General features: G+C 71.6%; 15 protein-coding genes. 9 read left to right on the top strand and 6 right to left on the bottom strand.

The genetic code is table 11. The features are described 5' to 3' along the window. Positions 1–19: 19 nt before the first annotated feature. The 8 genes from arfA (at position 20) to AMIS_RS33250 (ending at position 11,732) form a co-directional block, all read left to right on the top strand. Entirely contained in the window at positions 20–1,531 is a 1,512-nt protein-coding gene (arfA, locus tag AMIS_RS33285) for an arabinosylfuranosidase ArfA (protein ID WP_014446859.1), read from the top strand. A gap of 213 nt (positions 1,532–1,744) precedes the next feature. Beyond that, positions 1,745–3,307: a beta-1,3-glucanase family protein gene (locus AMIS_RS33280; RefSeq protein ID WP_014446858.1), complete on the top strand. Its 1,563-nt coding sequence runs from the start codon at positions 1,745–1,747 to the stop codon at positions 3,305–3,307. A 230-nt stretch (positions 3,308–3,537) separates the two neighbouring features. Next, positions 3,538–5,052: a pyridoxal phosphate-dependent decarboxylase family protein gene (locus AMIS_RS33275; protein ID WP_014446857.1), complete on the top strand. Its 1,515-nt coding sequence runs from the start codon at positions 3,538–3,540 to the stop codon at positions 5,050–5,052. Further along, positions 5,052–6,341 carry a lysine N(6)-hydroxylase/L-ornithine N(5)-oxygenase family protein gene (locus AMIS_RS33270; RefSeq protein WP_014446856.1) on the top strand — a complete coding sequence of 430 codons (1,290 nt, stop codon included), beginning with the start codon at positions 5,052–5,054 and terminating at the stop codon, positions 6,339–6,341. The genes AMIS_RS33275 and AMIS_RS33270 overlap by 1 nt, the downstream gene beginning before the upstream one ends. Then, a complete protein-coding gene (locus AMIS_RS33265) occupies positions 6,338–8,539 on the top strand; it encodes a GNAT family N-acetyltransferase (protein WP_014446855.1) in 2,202 nt (733 codons plus the stop codon). Before AMIS_RS33270 ends, AMIS_RS33265 begins: the two co-directional genes overlap by 4 nt. Continuing rightward, complete coding sequence (locus AMIS_RS33260) at positions 8,536–10,464, top strand: penicillin acylase family protein (RefSeq protein ID WP_014446854.1); 1,929 nt, start codon at positions 8,536–8,538, stop codon at positions 10,462–10,464. Before AMIS_RS33265 ends, AMIS_RS33260 begins: the two co-directional genes overlap by 4 nt. Positions 10,465–10,469: 5 nt before the next feature. Continuing rightward, a complete protein-coding gene (locus AMIS_RS33255) occupies positions 10,470–11,018 on the top strand; it encodes a GNAT family N-acetyltransferase (protein ID WP_041831536.1) in 549 nt (182 codons plus the stop codon). Positions 11,019–11,282: 264 nt separating this feature from the next. Continuing rightward, a complete protein-coding gene (locus AMIS_RS33250; protein WP_014446852.1) occupies positions 11,283–11,732 on the top strand; it encodes a YdeI/OmpD-associated family protein in 450 nt (149 codons plus the stop codon). A 9-nt stretch (positions 11,733–11,741) separates the two neighbouring features. Here the strand turns inward: AMIS_RS33250 and AMIS_RS33245 are convergent, their stop codons facing one another. Next, positions 11,742–12,905, bottom strand: coding sequence for a hypothetical protein (locus AMIS_RS33245; RefSeq protein ID WP_014446851.1), 1,164 nt, complete (start codon positions 12,903–12,905; stop codon positions 11,742–11,744). A gap of 154 nt (positions 12,906–13,059) precedes the next feature. On the opposite strand from AMIS_RS33245, the gene AMIS_RS33240 reads away from it, so the two are divergent. After that, complete coding sequence (locus tag AMIS_RS33240) at positions 13,060–13,764, top strand: SemiSWEET transporter (RefSeq protein WP_014446850.1); 705 nt, start codon at positions 13,060–13,062, stop codon at positions 13,762–13,764. A gap of 115 nt (positions 13,765–13,879) precedes the next feature. Here AMIS_RS33240 and AMIS_RS33235 read toward each other — a convergent pair whose 3' ends face one another. The 5 genes from AMIS_RS33235 to AMIS_RS33215 all read right to left on the bottom strand — a co-directional run bounded on the left by AMIS_RS33235 (position 13,880) and on the right by AMIS_RS33215 (position 18,527). Continuing rightward, positions 13,880–14,602 carry an SDR family oxidoreductase gene (locus AMIS_RS33235; RefSeq protein ID WP_014446849.1) on the bottom strand — a complete coding sequence of 241 codons (723 nt, stop codon included), beginning with the start codon at positions 14,600–14,602 and terminating at the stop codon, positions 13,880–13,882. A gap of 80 nt (positions 14,603–14,682) precedes the next feature. After that, positions 14,683–15,774, bottom strand: coding sequence for a hypothetical protein (locus tag AMIS_RS33230; protein WP_014446848.1), 1,092 nt, complete (start codon positions 15,772–15,774; stop codon positions 14,683–14,685). Positions 15,775–15,814: 40 nt separating this feature from the next. Continuing rightward, the gene (locus AMIS_RS33225; RefSeq protein WP_014446847.1) at positions 15,815–16,561 is read right to left on the bottom strand and encodes a cobalt-precorrin-6A reductase; all 747 of its coding nucleotides are present in this window, start codon (positions 16,559–16,561) and stop codon (positions 15,815–15,817) included. Continuing rightward, complete coding sequence (cobM, locus tag AMIS_RS33220; protein WP_014446846.1) at positions 16,558–17,301, bottom strand: precorrin-4 C(11)-methyltransferase; 744 nt, start codon at positions 17,299–17,301, stop codon at positions 16,558–16,560. The genes AMIS_RS33225 and cobM overlap by 4 nt, the downstream gene beginning before the upstream one ends. Then, positions 17,298–18,527, bottom strand: a complete 1,230-nt coding sequence (locus AMIS_RS33215) for a bifunctional cobalt-precorrin-7 (C(5))-methyltransferase/cobalt-precorrin-6B (C(15))-methyltransferase (protein WP_014446845.1) — start codon at positions 18,525–18,527, stop codon at positions 17,298–17,300. Before AMIS_RS33215 ends, cobM begins: the two co-directional genes overlap by 4 nt. Between the last annotated feature and the right edge of the window lie 13 nt (positions 18,528–18,540).

The raw sequence follows: 18,540 nt of genomic DNA, 5'->3' as shown, positions 1-18,540 counted from the left end.
TCTTGGTAAAGGGATCGAAATGCTCCATGCGCGTGTCGCACTGAATCCTGCCTCCGTGGTGGCGCCTGTCAGCCGCCGCACCTTCGGCTCCTTCGTCGAGCACATGGGCCGGTGTGTCTACACCGGGATCTACGAGCCGGGACATCCGCTCGCCGACGAGGACGGGTTCCGCACCGATGTGCTCGCCCTCGCCCGCGAGCTGGGCGTCACGATGGTGCGCTACCCCGGCGGCAACTTCGTCTCCGGATACCGCTGGGAGGACGGCATCGGGCCGGCCGATCAGCGTCCTCGCCGCCGGGATCTCGCCTGGCGCAGCATCGAGACGAACCAGGTCGGCATCGACGAGTTCGCCAGGTGGGCCGAGAAGGCCGACGTCGAGATCATGTACGCGGTGAACCTCGGCACCCGTGGCGTGCAGGAGGCGCTCGACGTGCACGAGTACGTCAACCACCCGGAGGGCACGCACCTCTCCGAGCAGCGTCGCGCCAACGGCGCGGAGAAGCCCTACGGGATCAAGATCTGGTGCCTCGGCAACGAGCTCGACGGCCCCTGGCAGACCGGGCACAAGACCCCCGAGGAGTACGGGCTGCTCGCGGCCGCCACGGCCCGCGCGCTGCGATCCGCCGAGCCCGATCTCGAGCTCGTGGCGTGTGGCAGTTCCAGCTCGACGATGCCGACGTTCGGCTCCTGGGAGTCGACGGTGCTGGAGCACGCGTACGAGGTGGTCGACTACGTGTCCTGCCACGCGTACTACGAGGAGCACGACGGCGACCTCGGCTCGTTCCTGGCCAGCGCGGTCGACATGGACCACTTCGTGAACAGCATCGTGGCCACGGCGGACGCGGTCGGCGCCCGGCTCAAGAGCAAGAAGAAGATCAACCTGTCGTTCGACGAGTGGAACGTCTGGTACCTCTCCCGCTTCCAGAACGCGCCCTTGCCGAAGGAGTGGGAGGTCGCCCCGCGAGTGATCGAGGATCAGTACAACGTCGCGGACGCGGTGGTCGTCGGCAGCCTGTTGATCTCGCTGCTCCGGCACAGCGACCGGGTCACCGCGGCCTGCCAGGCGCAGCTCGTCAACGTGATCGCCCCGATCATGACCGAGCCCGGCGGACCGGCCTGGCGGCAGACCATCTTCCACCCGTTCGCCCGGACCGCCGCGCTCGCCAAGGGCGACGTGCTCCGCCTGGAGATCCAGAGCCCGGTGTACGAGACCGCCCGGTACGGCGAGGCACCCGTGATCGACGCCGTCGCCACCCACGACCCGGCCACCGGCGACGTGGTGGTCTTCGCGGTCAACCGGGACCAGGAGCAGCAGGTCGAGTTCGCGATCGACCTGTGCGCGTTCGGCGCGGACCTGACCGTGGCGGAGACCTGGACGCTGACCGACGACGATGTCCGGGCCTGCAATACCCGGGACGAGCCGGAGCGGGTCACGCTGCGCGCGCTGGACACGGTGAGCGTCGCGGACGGGGTGGCGACCCTGGCCCTGCCGCGGGTGTCCTGGTCGGCGGTGCGGCTCACCCGCGCCTGAGACTCCGGCCGGGCCGCGCGGTGTTCGTTGATCTCCTCTTCCCACCGCGTGGCCCGGCCGGGCCACATTCCGGAAAACTGTTATCGGGCGCCGTCGAAAAACGTCCGCCCGATCCGACATTAAAGCGACCTTAAACAGCGCGCTTTTCCGGTGCCGCCCTTTGAATAATGGCGATCGTCCCCGATCGTTCCGCCTTCGAAGGGTGGCACCCCCATGCCCCGGAAAAGAAAGCCCCGGACGCGAAGTCTCATTCTGGCCGCTGCGGCCACCACGATTGCGCTGGCGACCGCCTGGATCGCCCTGCCGGCCTCGGCCGCCGCGCCGACGGCGAGCCTCCGCACGGTCTCCGACTGGGGGAGCGGCTGGCAGGACGAGGTGACGATCAGCAATACCGGCGCCTCCACGATGACATCGTGGAGGGTGGAATTCGATCTGCCGGCCGGGTCGGCGATCGGCAGTTTCTGGGATGCGGAGATGACCGCTTCCGGAAGTCATCGGACCTTCACGAACCGGGCGTGGAACGGCGCGATTCCGGTCGGCGGGACGGTGACGTTCGGGTTCGTCGGCAGCGGCGGGCAGCCGATGAACTGCATGCTGAACGGCGCGCCCTGCGGCAGGTCGCCCGAGGCGACGGCGCCGGTAGCGGCCGCGCCCGGCGGTGCGAACCCGACCAGTCCGGAAAAGGGGGAAGGGCGCCTCCCGCTGACCGTCACCAACGACAGCGGCCGCCCCGAGGCCGTCCACCTCTACGTCCTCGGCACCGACCTGACGACCGGCAAGCTCGGATACGCCGACAAGTCCGGCACGTTCACCGCATGGACCGGCGGCGCCGCCGTGCCTGTCCCGGCCCCCGACGTCGCCATCCCCGGCCCGCGGAACAACGCCTCCACCACGATCGGAATCCCGGAGAACCTGTCCGGCCGGATCTACTTCAGCTTCGGCCGCAAGCTCGACTTCCGCCTCTCCGGCGACGGCCTGGTGCAGCCGGCGCCGTGGGCGGGCGGCGACCCGAACCGCGACGTCCTCTTCGACTGGAGCGAGTTCACCCTGAACGACTCCGGTCTCTGGCTGAACAGCTCGCAGGTCGACATGTTCGCGGTCCCCCACGTGGTGAGCGTCAGCAACGGGAGCCGGACGAGGGCGACCGGCGAGCTGAAGCCGGGCGGCCGGCAGAAGGTGATCGACGCGATCGCGGCGGATCCGGCCTTCGCCAGGAGCGTGGTGAAGGGGTCCGGCGGCACGGTGCTGCGCGTGCTGGCGCCGGGCAAGGCGGCCGACGCCGGACTGATGAGCCCGTCGTATCTCGACTCGTACATCACGAGCGCGTGGTCCGCCTATCGCGACCGGACGCTCACCGTGGCGCCGTTCACCGATCAGCCGGCCGTGAAGTACCGGGGACGGACCAGCGGTGACGTCCTGAGCTTCACCGACACGGCGGGGAGGACCGTCGCGTCGTTCACCAAGCCCTCGACCGCGAACGTCTGGGGTTGCGACGGGGCTCTCGCGGCGCCGAACGACGCCGTGGTCGGCCCGATCGCCCGGACCCTGTGCGCGGCTCTCCAGCGCACCACCCTGGGTCGCCTCGACACCCAGCCGAGCGGTACCGCCACCGACTTCTACCAGGGCGAACCCGCCAACGTCTACGCCCGGGAGATCCACGCGAACATGGTCGACGGCAAGGCGTACGCGTTCGCCTTCGACGATGTGCAGAACCAGGAGTCGCTGGTGCACGACGGCGATCCGCGAGCGGCCGGGATCACCCTCACCGCGTTCTGATCCGACGGCTATCGATGGAGCCCACTGTCTTACACGGTGGGCTCCACACCCGCATTATGGGATGAATCACCCGTCACTCACGGAACCGTCTCGCCGGGATCGATCCGCTGGTCGCGGCCTGTTCCGGACGCGCGGATCCCGGCCGTCGCCCCCCGACGCGACCCGATCAAGTTTCCAACGCGAGTCCGGCCGGTTAGCCTCCCCTCAGTTAGGTAAGGTTTACCTTATTAGTGGAGGCCACGTTGGAGGGGTTCGCGTCCCCGCATCTGTTCTCCGGGTCCACGCTCGACAGTTACACGTCGGGTGTCTGGCACGCCTCGGCGTTGCTGGCGGACCGGGTGAAGGCAGTGCGGCAGCCGTACTCCGGTGCATCGGTCACCGATCTTCAGGCTCAGGTCGACGCGGTCGACCTGGATCGACCGCTCGGTGACACCGGCGCCGCGTTGCACGAGGTCGCCCGGCTCTATCTGGACAACGCCATCTGGTTCCACGAGCCGACGTACGTGGCGCACCTGAACTGCCCGGTAGCCATCCCCGCTCTCAGCGCCGAGGTGCTGATCTCCGCCGTCAACTCCTCGGTGGACACCTGGGACCAGAGCGCGACCGGCACCCTGATCGAGCGCCGGTTGATCGACTGGACCGCGGGGCGCATCGGGTTCGGTCCCGGCGCTGACGGCATCTTCACCAGCGGTGGCACCCAGTCGAACCTGCAGGCGCTGCTGCTCGCCCGCGAGGAGACGCTGGCCGGCCTCGGCGAGCCGCGGGACGCCGTGCTGTCCCGCCTGCGGATCTTCGCGACCGCGGAGAGTCACTTCAGCGTGGTCAAGTCGGCCGGCATCCTCGGCCTGGCCGCGGACGCCGTGGTCGCTGTCGCGACCGACGGCGACGGGCGGATGGAGCCGGGCGCGCTGGCGGCGGCCATCGACGGGGTACGCCGTGACGGCTCGATCCCGATGGCCGTGGTCGCCACCGCCGGCACGACCGACCTGGGCCGGATCGATCCGGTCGCCGTGATCGCCGGGATCTGCGCCGAGCAGGCCATCTGGTTCCACGTCGACGCCGCGTACGGATGCGGTCTTCTGGTCTCCACCCGCCGCCGGCACCTTCTCGACGGCATCGAGCAGGCGGACTCGGTGACCGTCGACTTCCACAAGAGCTTCTTCCAGCCGGTCAGCTCCAGCGCGATCGTGGTGCGCCGGGGCGAGACGATGCGCCGGATCGCGGTGCACGCCGACTACCTGAACCCACGCACCGCGACGGTGCCGAACCAGGTCGACAAGAGCCTGCAGACCACCCGCCGGTTCGACGCGCTCAAGCTCTGGATGACCCTGCGCACGATGGGCTCCGAGCAGATCGGCGACATGTTCGACACCGTGGTCGACCGGGCCCACCAGGCCTGGGAGCACCTGCGGACCGACCCCGACTTCGAGGTGCTGACCGAGCCGACGCTCAGCACGATCCTCTTCCGGTACCGCCCGGGCCCGATGAGCGTCGAGGCGTGCGACGAGCTGATGCCGCGGCTGCGGCAGGAGCTGTTCCGGGACGGTCAGGCGATCGTCGCCGGGACCACCGTGGGCGGCCACTACTGGCTCAAGTTCACCCTGCTCAACCCGAACACGACGATGGGCAACCTGAAGGACGTGCTGGACCTGATCCGCGGGATCGGGGTCCGGCTGAGCTTGCCGGGAGAAAACCCGAGAGAACCGATGACCGGCGAGACGACTACCGCGGCGGTGATGGCCTGATGCGTACCCATGACTTCGTGGCGATCGGCGTCGGGCCGTTCAACCTCGGCCTCGCCGCGCTGACCGCCGACCTGCCCGACGTGGACGGCGTCTTCCTCGAGCAGCGGTCCGAGTTCGACTGGCACCCCGGGCTGATGCTGGACGGTGTCACGATCCAGGTGCCGTTCATGGCGGACCTGGTCACGATGGCCGATCCGACCTCGCGGTTCTCCTTCCTGAACTACCTCAAGCAGGTGGGCCGGCTCTACCCGTTCTACATCCGGGAGAACTGGTTCCCGCTGCGCGCGGAGTACAACGAGTACTGCAAGTGGGTGGCGAAGCAGCTGCCGTCGATCCACTGGGACACCCGCGTCGACACGGTCACCCACGACGGCGAGGCGTACCTCGTGCACACCGCGACCGGGGAGACGTTCCGGACCCGCAAGCTGGTGCTCGGCATCGGCACCGCCCCGCGCGTCCCGGCCGTGGTCGACCAGGGCCCGTACGTGCACAGCGCCGACTACCTGCCGAACAAGGCGAAACTGCAGTCCCTCGACTCGATCACGGTGATCGGCAGCGGGCAGAGCGCCGCCGAGATCTACCTCGACCTGCTCACCGAGATCGAGACGTATGGCTACCACCTCAGCTGGATCACCCGGTCGCCCCGGTACTTCCCGATGGAGTACACGAAGCTGACCCTGGAGATGACCTCGCCGGAGTACATCCGCTACCACCAGGCGCTGCCGCTGGAGACGCGTGACCGGCTCGGCCGGGAGCAGCGCAACCTCTACAAGGGCATCAGCGCGGACCTGGTCGACGCCATCTACGACACGCTCTATGCGAAGAGCCTGAACGGGCCGGTGCCGACCACCCTGATCACCAACACCGCCCTGGAGGGCGTGATCTGGGACGCCGTGGAGCAGCGCTACACGCTGGCGCTGCACCACGCCGAGCAGGGCAGCTCGTTCACCGCGACGACACAGGGCCTGCTGCTCGCCACCGGGTACGCCCCCCGCGTCCCGTCCTTCCTGGATCCGGTCCGCGACCGGATCCGCTGGGACGCCAAGGGCCGCTTCGACGTGGCGGTCGACTACGCGGTCGACGTCACCGGCAACGAGGTGTTCGTGCAGAACGCCGAGGAGCACACGCACAGCGTGAACGCCCCCGACCTCGGCATGGGCCCGTACCGCAACTCGGTGATCCTCAAGGGCATCACCGGTCGCGAGATCTACAAGATCGAGCAGTCGATCGCCTTCCAGCAGTTCGGCGCCCCGACCGCCGACATCCCCCGCCAACTGGTGACGTCATGAACCTCGTACCCCTTGATCTGGACCGCGACCTGGACCTTCTGCACGCGTGGGTGACCCACCCGCGCTCGCACTTCTGGGGTTTGCAGGGCGCCACCCCGGAACGTGTGCGCGCGGAGTACCAGAAGATCGCCGACAACCCGCACCACCACGCGTGGCTCGGACGCGACGACGACGGCGCCCCGCTCTTCCTCGCCGAGACCTACGACCCGGCGCACAGCGAGCTGGCCGAGCACTACGAGGTGCGGCCCAGTGACATCGGCATGCACGTGCTGGTGTCACCGCCGACCCGCAAGCGGTCCGGTCTCACCTCCGCGGTGATGCGCGCGGTGATGGACTTCTGCTTCGCCGACCCGCGGATCAGCCGGGTCGTGGTCGAGCCGGACGTGCGCAACGAGGCGATCGCACAGAAGAACGCCGAGGTCGGGTTCGTCGAGGAGCGGCACGTCACGCTGCACGACAAGGTGGCCCGGCTGAGCTTCTGCACCCGTGCCGCGTACGAGATGAGCGTCCCGCACCTGAACCCGGCGACCATGGAGATCGCGAGCCGGCGGCTGATCGCGAAGGCGCTCGCCGAGTTCAGCCACGAGCGGCTGATCGCGCCGTCGCCCGTCGGGGACGGCCGTTACCGATTCGGCGATCTCGAGTTCACGGCCCGTCGCCTCCCGATGGAGCACTGGATCGTCGACCCGGCCTCCCTCGAGGGTCCGCTCGACGCGCTCGACTTCATCTCCGGCCTGCGGGAGACCCTCGGCATCCCCGAGCAGCTGCTCGGCACGTACCTCGAAGAGATCTCCGCGACGCTCGCCGGCACCGCCTGGAAGCTGACCCACCGGCGGGAGACCGCCGACGAGCTGGTGCACGCCGGCTTCCAGGCCATCGAGGCCGCGATGACCGAGGGCCACCCCGGCTTCGTGGCGAACAACGGCCGGATCGGTTTCGGCCTGAAGGACCACGAGGCGTTCGCCCCCGAGGCCGGCCGCCCGGTCCGCCTGCGCTGGGTGGCGGTCCTCAAGAGCGAGAGCATCTTCGTGTACGACGGGGACGAACGCTCGCACTACCTCGCCGAGTTCGGCGCCGCCCAGCTCGACCACTACGAGCGTCAGCTGCGCTCCCGCGGGCTGAACCCGGACGACTACCGGTACCTGCCCGTGCACCCGTGGCAGTGGGAGCACAAGCTGGCGATCACCTTCGCCCCCGAGGTGGCCCGCCGCGCGATGGTCCCGCTCGACGAGAGCGCCGACCGTTACCGGGCACAGCAGTCGATCCGCACGTTCTTCAACATCGACCGGCCGGACCGGCACTACGTGAAGACCGCGATCGCCGTGCAGAACATGGGCTTCCTGCGCGGGCTCTCGCCGAAGTACATGCAGGTCACGCCGCCGATCAACCAGTGGGTCGCGGACCTGGTGCACGGCGACGAGGAGCTGCGCGCCTGCGGTTTCGAGGTGCTGCGGGAACTGGCGTCGGCCGGGTACACCGGGGACGCGTACCACCGGACGGGCACGCCGAGCGCGTACACGAAGATGCTCGCCGCGCTGTGGCGGGAGAGCCCTCTGCCACGACTCGCCGCGAACGAGCGCCTGGCCACCATGGCCAGCCTGGTGCACCGCGATCGGGACGGGAACGCGCTGGTCACCGCGTTGATCCGGGAGTCCGGGATCAGCGCGTCGCAGTGGGTGGCGACGTACTTCCGCGCCTATCTGCGGCCGATCGTGCACTGCCTGCTCCAGCACGACCTGGCGTTCATGCCGCACGGCGAGAACCTGATCCTGGTGCTGGAGAACCATGTGCCGACCCGGGTGTTCATGAAGGACATCGGCGAGGAGGTGGCGGTGATGAACGATCAGCCGCTGCCGCCCGAGGTCGAGCGGATCCGCATGATCACCTCGGTCGAGCTGAAGGAGCTGGCGCTCTTCACCGACGTCTTCGACGGGTTCCTGCGGCACCTCGCCGGCATCCTGGACAGCGACGGCGTGCTCTCCTGGGCCGAGTTCTGGGCGCTCGCCGGCGACTGCGTCCGCGAGCACGCGAAGGACCACCCGGCGATCGCGGGGCGGCTCGACCTGCTGCGGCCGACGTTCGCGCACTCCTGCCTGAACCGTCTCCAGCTGCGCAACACCCTGCAGATGGTGGACCTCGCCGACCAGGAGAGCTCGCTGATCTACGCGGGTGAGCTGGAGAATCCGATCGCCGGATGACTGTCTACCGCGACGACTACGGGATCCCGCACCTGCGGGCCGGCTCGGTTCTCGAACTGGCCCACCTCCAGGGGCGGGTGACCGCGAAGGATCGGGGCGACCAGCTGCGCGTGGAGCGGCTCCGATCGGAGGGCCGGCTGGCGTCCCTGGCCGGCCCCGACGAGCTGGAATGGGACGTCTTCGCCCGCCGGGCGCGGCTCGACGACACCGCTCGCCGGTGTTTCGCGACGCTCTCCGGCGAGACCAAAGCGTTCCTGTCCGCTTATGCCGACGGGGTGCGGGCCGGCGGGATCGAGTGGCATCCGTGGTCGTCGCTCGGCGTCTTCCAGGTGCATCACATCCTGTTCGGGACCTTCCCCAACAAGATGTGGCGCGCGCACGTCGAACGTACCCTCGGAACCTCCGCTCTGCCCTGGTTCGCGATCGAGGGGCCGGGCGGCTCGGGGAGCAACGCCTGGGCGATCCCCGGTGAGATCGCTGGTGATCCGCACCGGCTGCTCGAACTTCCCGGTGTCTACCAGCAGATCCGCCTGGCCTGCCCGGAGTTCGACGTCGCGGGCCTGACCTTCCCGGGCGTCCCCGGCGTGCAGCATTTCGGTCACGCCGGGCCGGTGGCCTGGGCGATCACCAACGCGATGGCCGACTACCAGGACCTCTTCATCGAGGAACTGCGCGCGACGCCGGCGGGGCTCGAGGCCCGCGGCGCGACCGGCTGGGAGCCGGTGGTCACCCTTCAGGAGACCATTGCGGTACGGGGTTCCGACCCGGTCGTGGTGGACATCGCGGAGACCGATCGCGGGCCGGTGATCGCCTTCGCTGACGCGGCGGGCGCCGGTGTCTCCGTCGTCTCCGGTGACTCCGTCGTCTCCGGTGGCGCCGCGGCTGCCGGTGTCCCCGGTGTTGACGCAGGGGGGCCCGGCCTCGCGGGTCCCGCGCTCAGCCTGCGGACGCCTGCTCGGGCCGGCTCCGATCTCGGCTTCGACGTCCTGCTGCCGCTGCTCCGGGCGACCACCGCGGACCAGGTGGCCGACGCGCTGTCCCACTGGGTCGAACCGGTCAACAGCGTCCTGATCACCGACCGCACCGGCCGGGTCGTCCAACTCGCCGCCGGCCGGGTGCCGGTGCGCGACGACCGGAACCGCTGGATACCGGTCCCGGCCTGGGACCCGGCCTACTCCTGGCAACCCGGCTGGGCGCCGATGGCGCGGTTCGACGTGGACACCGCGGTGAACGCCAACGACCGGCGGCCGGACACCGCGGAGCACGGCATCGACTTCGCCCCGCCGTCGAGGGCCCGGCGGATCCGCACCCTGCTCGACGCCGGTGTGCCGCACGAGCGGATCCAGATGGACACCTCGATGCCCGCCGGTTCCGCCGAGGCCGGCCGGCACGAGGCCTGGCGCTCCGCCGTGGCCCGCGCCCTGTGGGACCGCCCGGAGCTGAAGCCGCTCTTCACCGACTGCGGTTACGACCCGCTCTTCGCGCCCTGGACCGACCCGCGCGGGCGGATCGGCCACGCGCTCGACGGGGTGCTGCTCGGTCTCGGCCTGGACCCCGCCACGCTGGTCGACCCGGCCTCGGTCGAGTCGTCGCCGTGGGGCGAGCGGCACCTGCTCCACCCGATCCAGCTGCCCACGCACGAGGTGGCGTTCCCGGACGTCCCGCTCTCCGGGTCCCGGGACTGCGTGCTGAACACGTCGAGCGTCACCGGGGTGAGCGACAGGTGCCTGCGCGGGCCGGTCGCCCGGTATGTCTGGGACGTCACGGATCGGCAGCGCAGCCGGTGGGTGGTGCCGTTCGGGGCGTCCGGCGATCCCGCGTCGCCGCATTTCGTGGATCAGTTGCCGCTCTGGACGTCCGGCGACCTGGTTCCGCTGGTCACCGACTGGGACCGTCTCATGCCCGATCTCACCTTTCCGGAGTAATCATGATCGTCTTTTCCGAGAAGCTCCCCGGCCTGGGCGAACTGATCATGGTCCGGCTCGACCCGCACGCGCACGCGGAGCTGATCCACAGCTGGGTGACCAAGCCGCGCAACCGGTACTGGGGCATGGGCGGGCACACGGTCGCCGACGTCGAGGAGATCTACGCCTTCGTGGACGGGCTGACGACCCACCACGCGTACCTGCTATTGCTGGACGACGGCCCGATCGGCATCTTCCAGACATACGAGCCGGAACACGACCCGGTCGGCGAGTGCTACCAGGTCCAGCCCGGCGACTTCGGCCTGCACCTGCTGCTGGACGCCGGCGACCGGAACCTGCCGCACGTGACGAGCGTCGTCTTCCCGGCCCTGCTGCGCCACCTCTTCACCGACCCGGCGCACCGGCGCATCATCGCCGAGCCCGACATCCGCAACGAGAAGATGATCGCCCGCCTCCAGCGCGAGGGTTTCACCCTCGGCCCCGAGATCGACCTGGGCCACAAGACAGCCCAGCTGACCTTCCTCACCCGCGCCGCCTTCACGGCGAACACCTGACCGCGCCCGCCGAGGTCACGATCGACCGCATCCGGAACTCCCGCCGAAGCCCGTGCGGCGTCCCGCGGTCCCCGGGTGCGCAGATCTCGTCGTCGCAGATCTTGGAAATGGCAAGGCCGGCTGGCGATCAGCGCGGACTCACGGGAACGGGCGTTTCCACGTGCGCGGTCGCCTGGCTTCGCGGCATCGCGTCCCACGGGCGGTGAGCGAACACGAACAGCGAGGGCCGCCCGCCGGGGGCCGGTCGGGCCTAGGGTGGCGGGCATGGAGTTCCGGGCGGAGTTGCGGCGGACCGGTGGGAGCACCACCGGGTTTCTGGTGGCCGACGAGGTCGTGGACGGGCTCGGTGGCGGCGGGCGGCCCAAGGTGGTCGTGCGGGTGAACGGGTTCGAGTTCCGCTCCTCGATCGCTCGGATGGGCGGTGAGTACTGGCTGGGGGTCAGCTCGGAGCGGCGGGCCGCGGCCGGGCTCGAGGGCGGGCAGACCTACGACGTCGAGGTGGAGCTGGACAGCGCGCCCCGGACCGTCGAGGTGCCGGCGGACCTGGAGGCGGCTCTGGTGCTGGAGCCGCACGTGAGAGCTTTCTGGGACAGCCTGTCGTTCAGCAACCAGCGCTGGCACGCCGAGCAGCTCACCTCGGCGAAGACCGAGGAGACGCGGGCGCGCCGGCTGGCCAAGTCGCTCGACCTGTTGCGGGCCGGCAAGGCACGCTAGGACGACTCGCTACGACGTGGGGCGGTAAGCGACCTCCGGGTCCAGCAGCCTCACCCAGGAGGGGCGGTAGGGCGGCAGGCGGGCGTCCATCTCCTCCTGGAGGTTGGTGCGCCACGGGCCGGACACGCCGTCGTCGTGCCACCAGGGCGGCCAGGAGTCGTACCGTCGCTCGATCGTGACCCCGGTGGCGGTGGTCTCCACCCGGAGGAAGAGCCAGCGGCCGTAACGGGGGTCGGACTCGGCCCGGCGCAGGGCCCGGACCAGCTCGGTGAGCGCCCGGAACGCGGCGAAGCGTTCCTCGTCGGGTCGGTCTGCCGGCGGGCGCTCGCCGGGCTGTGAGCTGAAGCTGGTGGCGTCCGCGTAGGCGAGCAGGGTGCAGCGGCCGTCGCCGTGCGGCGCGCGGTCCTGCAGCCAGGAGACCAGGGCGTCCAGTTCGCCGGTGGCGGGCGGCGCGGGGCGGCGCAGCTCGGCGGCGTCGTGCATGGCGGCCCAGACGAGCCGGTCGTGTTCGCCCTGGCTGAGCCGGCGGACGCGGCGCATCGGCGGGCGCTTGCCGGGCGCGATCCGGGGCGCGCGGGTGCCGGGGAGCAACCCGCCCCGAGCCGCGACGCCGAGCGCTGCCTCCCCGTCCGCCACGTCACCGAGAAGTGCCTCAAGGTCCGCGGTGGTGAGCTCCGCCCGTACCCCGGCGGTGAGCAGGATTGACGCGGCCTCGCGCGTGCCCCCGGGGATCATCGCGCTCAGCGCGGTGATCGTCTTCTCCGCGGTGAGCAGCGGTGCGAGCAGATCGGTCATGCCGTCGAGCAGGCCGTCGCGGTACCGCACCCGGGACCAGCGGCCGCTCTCGTGCCAGATCACGAAGCCGAGCCGGTCGTTCTCGGCGAGCGGGGACAAGTCGGCCCAGGGCAGCCAATCCGGGGCGCCGGTGAGCAGGTCGAGCGGGGGATCGGTGTGCGTGGTGGCGCTGTGCTCACGGTGGTGGCCGTAGAGAACGGCTCGCCGGCCGTCGAGCAGGGCGAACCGGGCCCAGCCACCGTCGCCGTCGTCGTGCGTGGCGCCACGGTCGTCGATCGACCACACCGCGGCACGGCCGATGCTGGTGAGCGCGGCGCCGAGCGTCGCCCAGCGGGTCCAGAGCAGTCCGGGCGCGGGCAGGTCCACGTCGGTCAGCATCTGTCCACTGTGCCAAACGCGAGTGGGCAACCGTCACCCCGCCTCACCGGTTGCGGCTCCGTTGCCGCCGGGTGCGGTGCGGGTGCGGGCGGTCAGGGGCCCCGGGAGCAGGCCGAACGGACGGGTGCGACTGACCCCGACCCAGAAACGGATCATGCTTACCCACGTTTTCGGCACCCTCGGTGCGGCCCTCTCCATGTCCATCGCCTGGCCCCAGGTCTACCGCTCCTGCGTGCGCCGCCGCACCAGCGGACTGTCGGCCACCGCATGCATGCTGGGTGTCGTGATGCCGGCCGGGTGGGTGACGTACGGTCTGCTGATCAGTGACCCGTTCCAGGTGGTCACGAACGTCGTCGCCGCCTCGACCGGCCTCGCGATCCTCCTCGCCCTGCTGATCACCCAGCCGCGGCTGCGGTCTCCCCGGGCGCTGCTCACCAGCGGCGCGATGGCCGGCGGTGTGCTGCTGGCGATCCTCGGCATCGCCGCGCTGGCCGCGTCCCCGCAGGTCAGCGGCCCGGTCGCGGCCGGGATCCTGGGCACCGTGCTGGCCGCCGTCTCGTTCGTGTCGGCGATCCCGCAGCCGCTGTCCCTGCTGCGTGACCGCACCCAGGACCTCTCCGGTCTCTCCCCGCTGCGCTGGCGGCTCGCGGCGGCGGCGTGCGCGTCGTGGCTGCTCTACGGCCTGGGCACCGGCCAGCCGGCGGTCTGGGCGTCGGCGCTCGTCGGCCTGACCAGCTCCCTGGTCGTCAACGGCGTGCTGTTCGCCCGCCGCCCCCGCCGCACCCGCGAGGTCGCCGCGGCGACCGTGTGCTGGCGGCACGACGTGATCACCCGCAGCCTGGCGACCGCCGGGATCTGACCGCAGGGATCGCAGGGCCCGGCTCCGTGCTGTCGGGCTGTGGTTTGAGGTGTGGAGCGCTGTCGGTGGCACGGACCGAACGGGGGGTGGCTGGAAGGCCGCCCCCCTCGCCGGTTCAGCGCCAGGCGTCCAGTGTGGTCGTCCCGAGCCGTGCGCCCGCGCCGGCCACCAGCGCGTCCACCGGGACGTCGGCGCCGAAGAACGGCTTGCCGTCCGAGGTGACCCGCTGACCGGGAGCGGCCAGCCGGCGGCCGATCTCGTCGAGCGCGATCACCTCCGGGCCGGCCACCTCGACCGTGCCGTTCACCGGTTCCGTCTCGGCAGCCTCGGCCAGGAACGTCACCACGTCGGCCAGCGCGATCGGCTGCACCCTGACCGGTGCCAGCCGGATCTCGTCGCCGGACGTGTTCGCGCCGAGGATCGGGCCGAGGAATTCGAAGAACTGGGTGGCCCGGACGATCGTCCAGTCCACGCCGCCGGCCTTCACCGCCGCCTCCTGAGCCAGTTTCGCCCGGTAGTAGGCGAGGTCGGTGGCCCGTTCCATCCCGACGATCGAGAGCACCACGTGGTGCCGTACGCCGGCCTTGCTCTCCGCGGCGATCAGGTTCTCCGACGACACCCGGAAGAACTCGGTCGCCGCGGTCTCCTCCTGGGTGGCCGGGTTTGTCACGTCCACCACGACGTCCGCGCCGTCGAGCGCCTCCGCCAGTCCGTCGCCGGTGATGGTGTCGACTCCGGTCGACGGCGATGCCGGCACCGCCTCGTGACCTCGGGCGCGCAGGGCCTCGACGAGCAGTTTTCCGGTCTGCCCGGTCCCGCCTACCACTACAACCTTCATCGCTGCTCCCTAGCAGTCGCTTCCGCACGGTGGTCGGAAGAGGGACGAGCCGGCGGGCGAAGGTGTGACAGTGACGGCGGTCACCGGCGGCCGCGGGGCAGTTCCCGTTCGGCGGCGGCGAGCCAGTCCAGCGCGTACTCCAGGTCGGTGGCGGCGGCCCGCCGCTGGTGGGAGCGGTCGGATCGGGCGGCTGCGGCGCAGGCTTCCAGTCGCCGGCCGAGCGAGGTGTAGAGCTGCCGGTCGTCGATCCGCGCCGGTCCGTCGGCACGCCGGCGGGCGCGCAACAGCCGGCCCGAGCCGGGCAGGGCTGCGAGCGGGGCCGGCCGGGTCGTTCGCCGATAGCGTCCGGCGGCACGGTTCACCGCCTCGCCGGCCTGGCCGAGCCGGGCGAACCCGACCCGGTCGGGACGGTCGGCGACCCAGTCCCGGCACTGCGCATCGAGGATCACCGTGGACAGCTCCCGCCGGATCCGGGCCAGCTCGGGCGCCACCGGACCGGCGAGCGGCGTGGCGTCGCCGGAGAGGGACATCTCTTCCTTGCCCGAGACATCGGACTTGCCGGAGATGTCGAAGAGGTATCGCTCCAGGCAGTCGAGCGCCTGGCAGAGCAGCAGGTCCGCCCCGGCGAGCCGCCGGGTCACCGGATCGGTCCGGGCCGCGAGCCGCAGCTCCGGCGCCGTCCAGCGATCCGCGCCGACGTGTCGCAGCACCGCCGAGACGAGCCGGACCCGGGCCTGCTGCAACTCCTCCGGCACGCTGATCAGCCCCGGCCGCACCGGGGTGTGCCAGGGGACGGCCGGCGCGGGCAGCCGGGCCAGCCGCCGCCGGCCGGCCACCATCCGTGCCCGGTGGGCGGCCCACGGCGTGACGCCGGCCAGCGCGACGAGGATCAGCGCGGCGGCGGCGACCATCCCGGCGACGCTCGCCCGGGCCAGGCTCGCGGTGAGCAGCACCGCGCCGATCGACGCGGCGCCCAGCGAGAGGGCCCGCACCCCGGTGGCGGCGCCGGCGCCGGCCGCCTCGGTCAGCAGCGTGTCGATCGCGGCGAGCCGGGCACAGGCCGACCGCACCCAGAACTGGCCGATCTCGTTCGCGCTCGTCACCTCGGCGAGGCCGTGCGACACGAGCGCACGGATCGCGGCCAACTCGGCGTGCAGCGCGTGGCCCGGCATGACCCGAGCCTCGCACCGACAGGCGCCGATGCGGATCCCCTCAGGGGTGTCGTGTTTCAGCCTCGGCGATGGCGCGGGTGACCGCGTGCACGCCGGCGACCCGGTCGAGCGGGCCCAGCGGGGGCGCCGGCGGCCGATTCACCATCACCACCGGGATGCCGAGCTCGCGGGCCGCCACCAGCTTGGCGTCCGGGCCGCCGCTGTCCTTGGTGACCAGCACGTCGATCCGGTGCCCGGCCATCAGCCGCCGCTCACCGTCCACCGTGAACGGTCCCCGGTCCAGCACCACGTCCAGCCGCTTCGGCGCGACGGCGTCCGGCGGCTCCACCGAGCGGGCCAGGAACCAGCACTCGTCGAGCTCCGCGAAGGCCGCGATGCCCTGCCGGCCGGTGGTCAGGAAGACCCGCCGGCCGAGCCGGGGGATCACGGCGGCGGCTTCCCCGAGGGACGCGACGCGGTGCCACACGTCGCCCGGCGAGGCGGTCCAGCCCGGTCGGTCCACGACCATCCGGGGTACGCCGAGACCCGCGCACGCCACCGCCGCGTGCTCGCTCATCGTGGCCGCGAACGGGTGTGTCGCGTCGACCAGGACGTCGATCCGCTCGCCCCGCAGGTACGCGATGAGCCCCTCCACCCCGCCGAACCCGCCGATCCGCACCTCACCGGCGGGCAGCAGCGGTTCCCGGGTCCGCCCGGCGAGTGAGCTGACCACGTGGTGTCCCTCGTGGACCAGCAGGCCGGCCAGCCGCCGCGCGTCGGCAGTGCCGCCGAGCAGCAGAACCCTCATGACCGGCAGCGGCTCGCCGAGTAGAGGTGGCTGTCCGGGAACTGGCCGGCGGTCAGCGCCGCGCCCACCACGATCACCGCGGTCCGCTTGATGCCGGCCGCGGTCACCCGGGCCGCGATGTCGGCGAGGGTGCCGCGCACGATCAGCTCGTCCGGGCGGCTGGCCCGGGCCACCACGGCGACCGGGCAGTCCGCGCCGTAGCTGCCGGTCAGTTCGGCCACCACCGCGTCGATCCGCTGGACCGCGAGGTGCAGCACCATCGTGGACCGGCTGGCGCCGAGCGTGGCGAGGTCCTCGCCGGGCGGCATCGCGGTGGCCCGCTCCGCGGTCCGGGTCAGGATCACGGTCTGCGCCACACCGGGAACCGTGAACTCCCGTCCCAGCGTGGCCGCGGCCGCCGCGAAGGCCGGCACACCCGGCGTCACGTCGTACGGCACGCCGGCCGCGTCCAGCCGGCGCATCTGCTCGGCGACCGCGCTGAACACCGACGGGTCGCCGGAGTGCAGGCGGGCCACGTCCTTGCCGGCCTCGTGGGCGGCGACCATCTCGGCGATGATCTCGTCGAGGTTCAGGTTCGCGGTGTCCACCAGCCGCGCGCCGGCCGGGCACGCCTCCAGCAGCTCGGGCGGGACCAGGCTGCCGGCGTAGAGGCAGACCGGCGCGGCGGCGAGCAGCCGGTGCCCGCGCAGCGTGATCAGGTCGGCGGCGCCCGGTCCGGCGCCGATGAAGTGCACGGTCACTGTGTTCCTCCCGAACCGAGCCCCGGCACCACCGACCAGATGGTGACCGGCATGAACGAGCGCCAGCCGGTGAAGCCGCCGACCGGCGAGCCGCGCTGCACCGCGACCCGGGTCAGCTCGCCGCCGTGCTTCGCGTAGCCGGCCGCGACCACCGCCTCGGACTCCACGGTGACCGCGTTCGCCACCAGCCGGCCGCCGGGCCGCAGCGCCGCGAGACAGCGATCCAGGACCCCGTCGCGGGTCAGGCCGCCGCCGATGAAGATCGTGTCGGGCGCCGGCAGGCCGTCCAGCGCGTCCGGCGCGCGGCCGTGCACCACCCGCAGGCCGGGCACGCCGAGCGCCGTCGCGTTCGCGGTGATGGTGGCGATCCGTTCCGCCGACGACTCGACGGCGATCGCCCGGCAGGCCGGGTGGGCGCGCATCCATTCGATGCCGATCGACCCGGATCCGGCGCCGACATCCCAGAGCAATCCACCCGGTACGGGGGAGAGCGCCGCCAGTGTCACGGCTCGCACCTCCCGTTTCGTGAGCTGGCCGTCTCCCGCGTACACCTCGTCGGGAAGGCCGGCCACCCAGGAAGCCGGCGGCCCGTCGCCGAGCTCGATCGCAACCACGTTGAGCGGGTCGCCGGGCGGGACCACCCACCCGTCGGCCGCGCCGGCGACCACCCGCTCGGCCGGGCCGCCCAGCTGTTCAAGAACGGTCACCGCCGCCGATCCGTAGCCGCGCTCGACGAGCAGGCCGGCGACCTCGGCGGGGGTGTGCGCGCCGGCCGAGAGCACCAGGATCCGGCGGCCCGGATGCAGCCACCGGGCGAGCGTCGCGACCGGCGAGGTGACCAAGCTCACCACGTCGGCGGCAGCCAGGTCCCAGCCGAGCCGGGCCGCCGCGAGCGACACCGACGAGGGGTGCGGCAGGACCCGGATGCGGTCCGGGCCGAGCACCCGGGCGAGCGTGGCGCCGATCCCGTGGAACATCGGGTCGCCGCTCGCCAGCACGGCCACGGCCCGGCCGCGTTCCGCCTCGATCAGGCCGGGCAGGGCCGGGACCAGTGGGGACGGCCACTTCTCGCGGCGGGCGGTGACGGTGTCCGGGAGCAGATCGAGCTGACGGGCGCTGCCGAAGACCACCTCGGCGGCAGCGAGAGCGCGATGGGCCGTACCGGAAAGGTCTGACCACCCGCCGGCGCCGACGCCGACCACCGTGACCACTTCCGGGTTGCTCATCGGCTGAACCTAT

It is taken from the genome of Actinoplanes missouriensis 431 (assembly GCF_000284295.1).
Taxonomy (GTDB): Bacteria; Actinomycetota; Actinomycetes; order Mycobacteriales; family Micromonosporaceae; genus Actinoplanes; species Actinoplanes missouriensis.
Note: the sequence above shows the minus strand (reverse complement) of the source record. Positions and strands in the feature narration are given on the sequence as shown.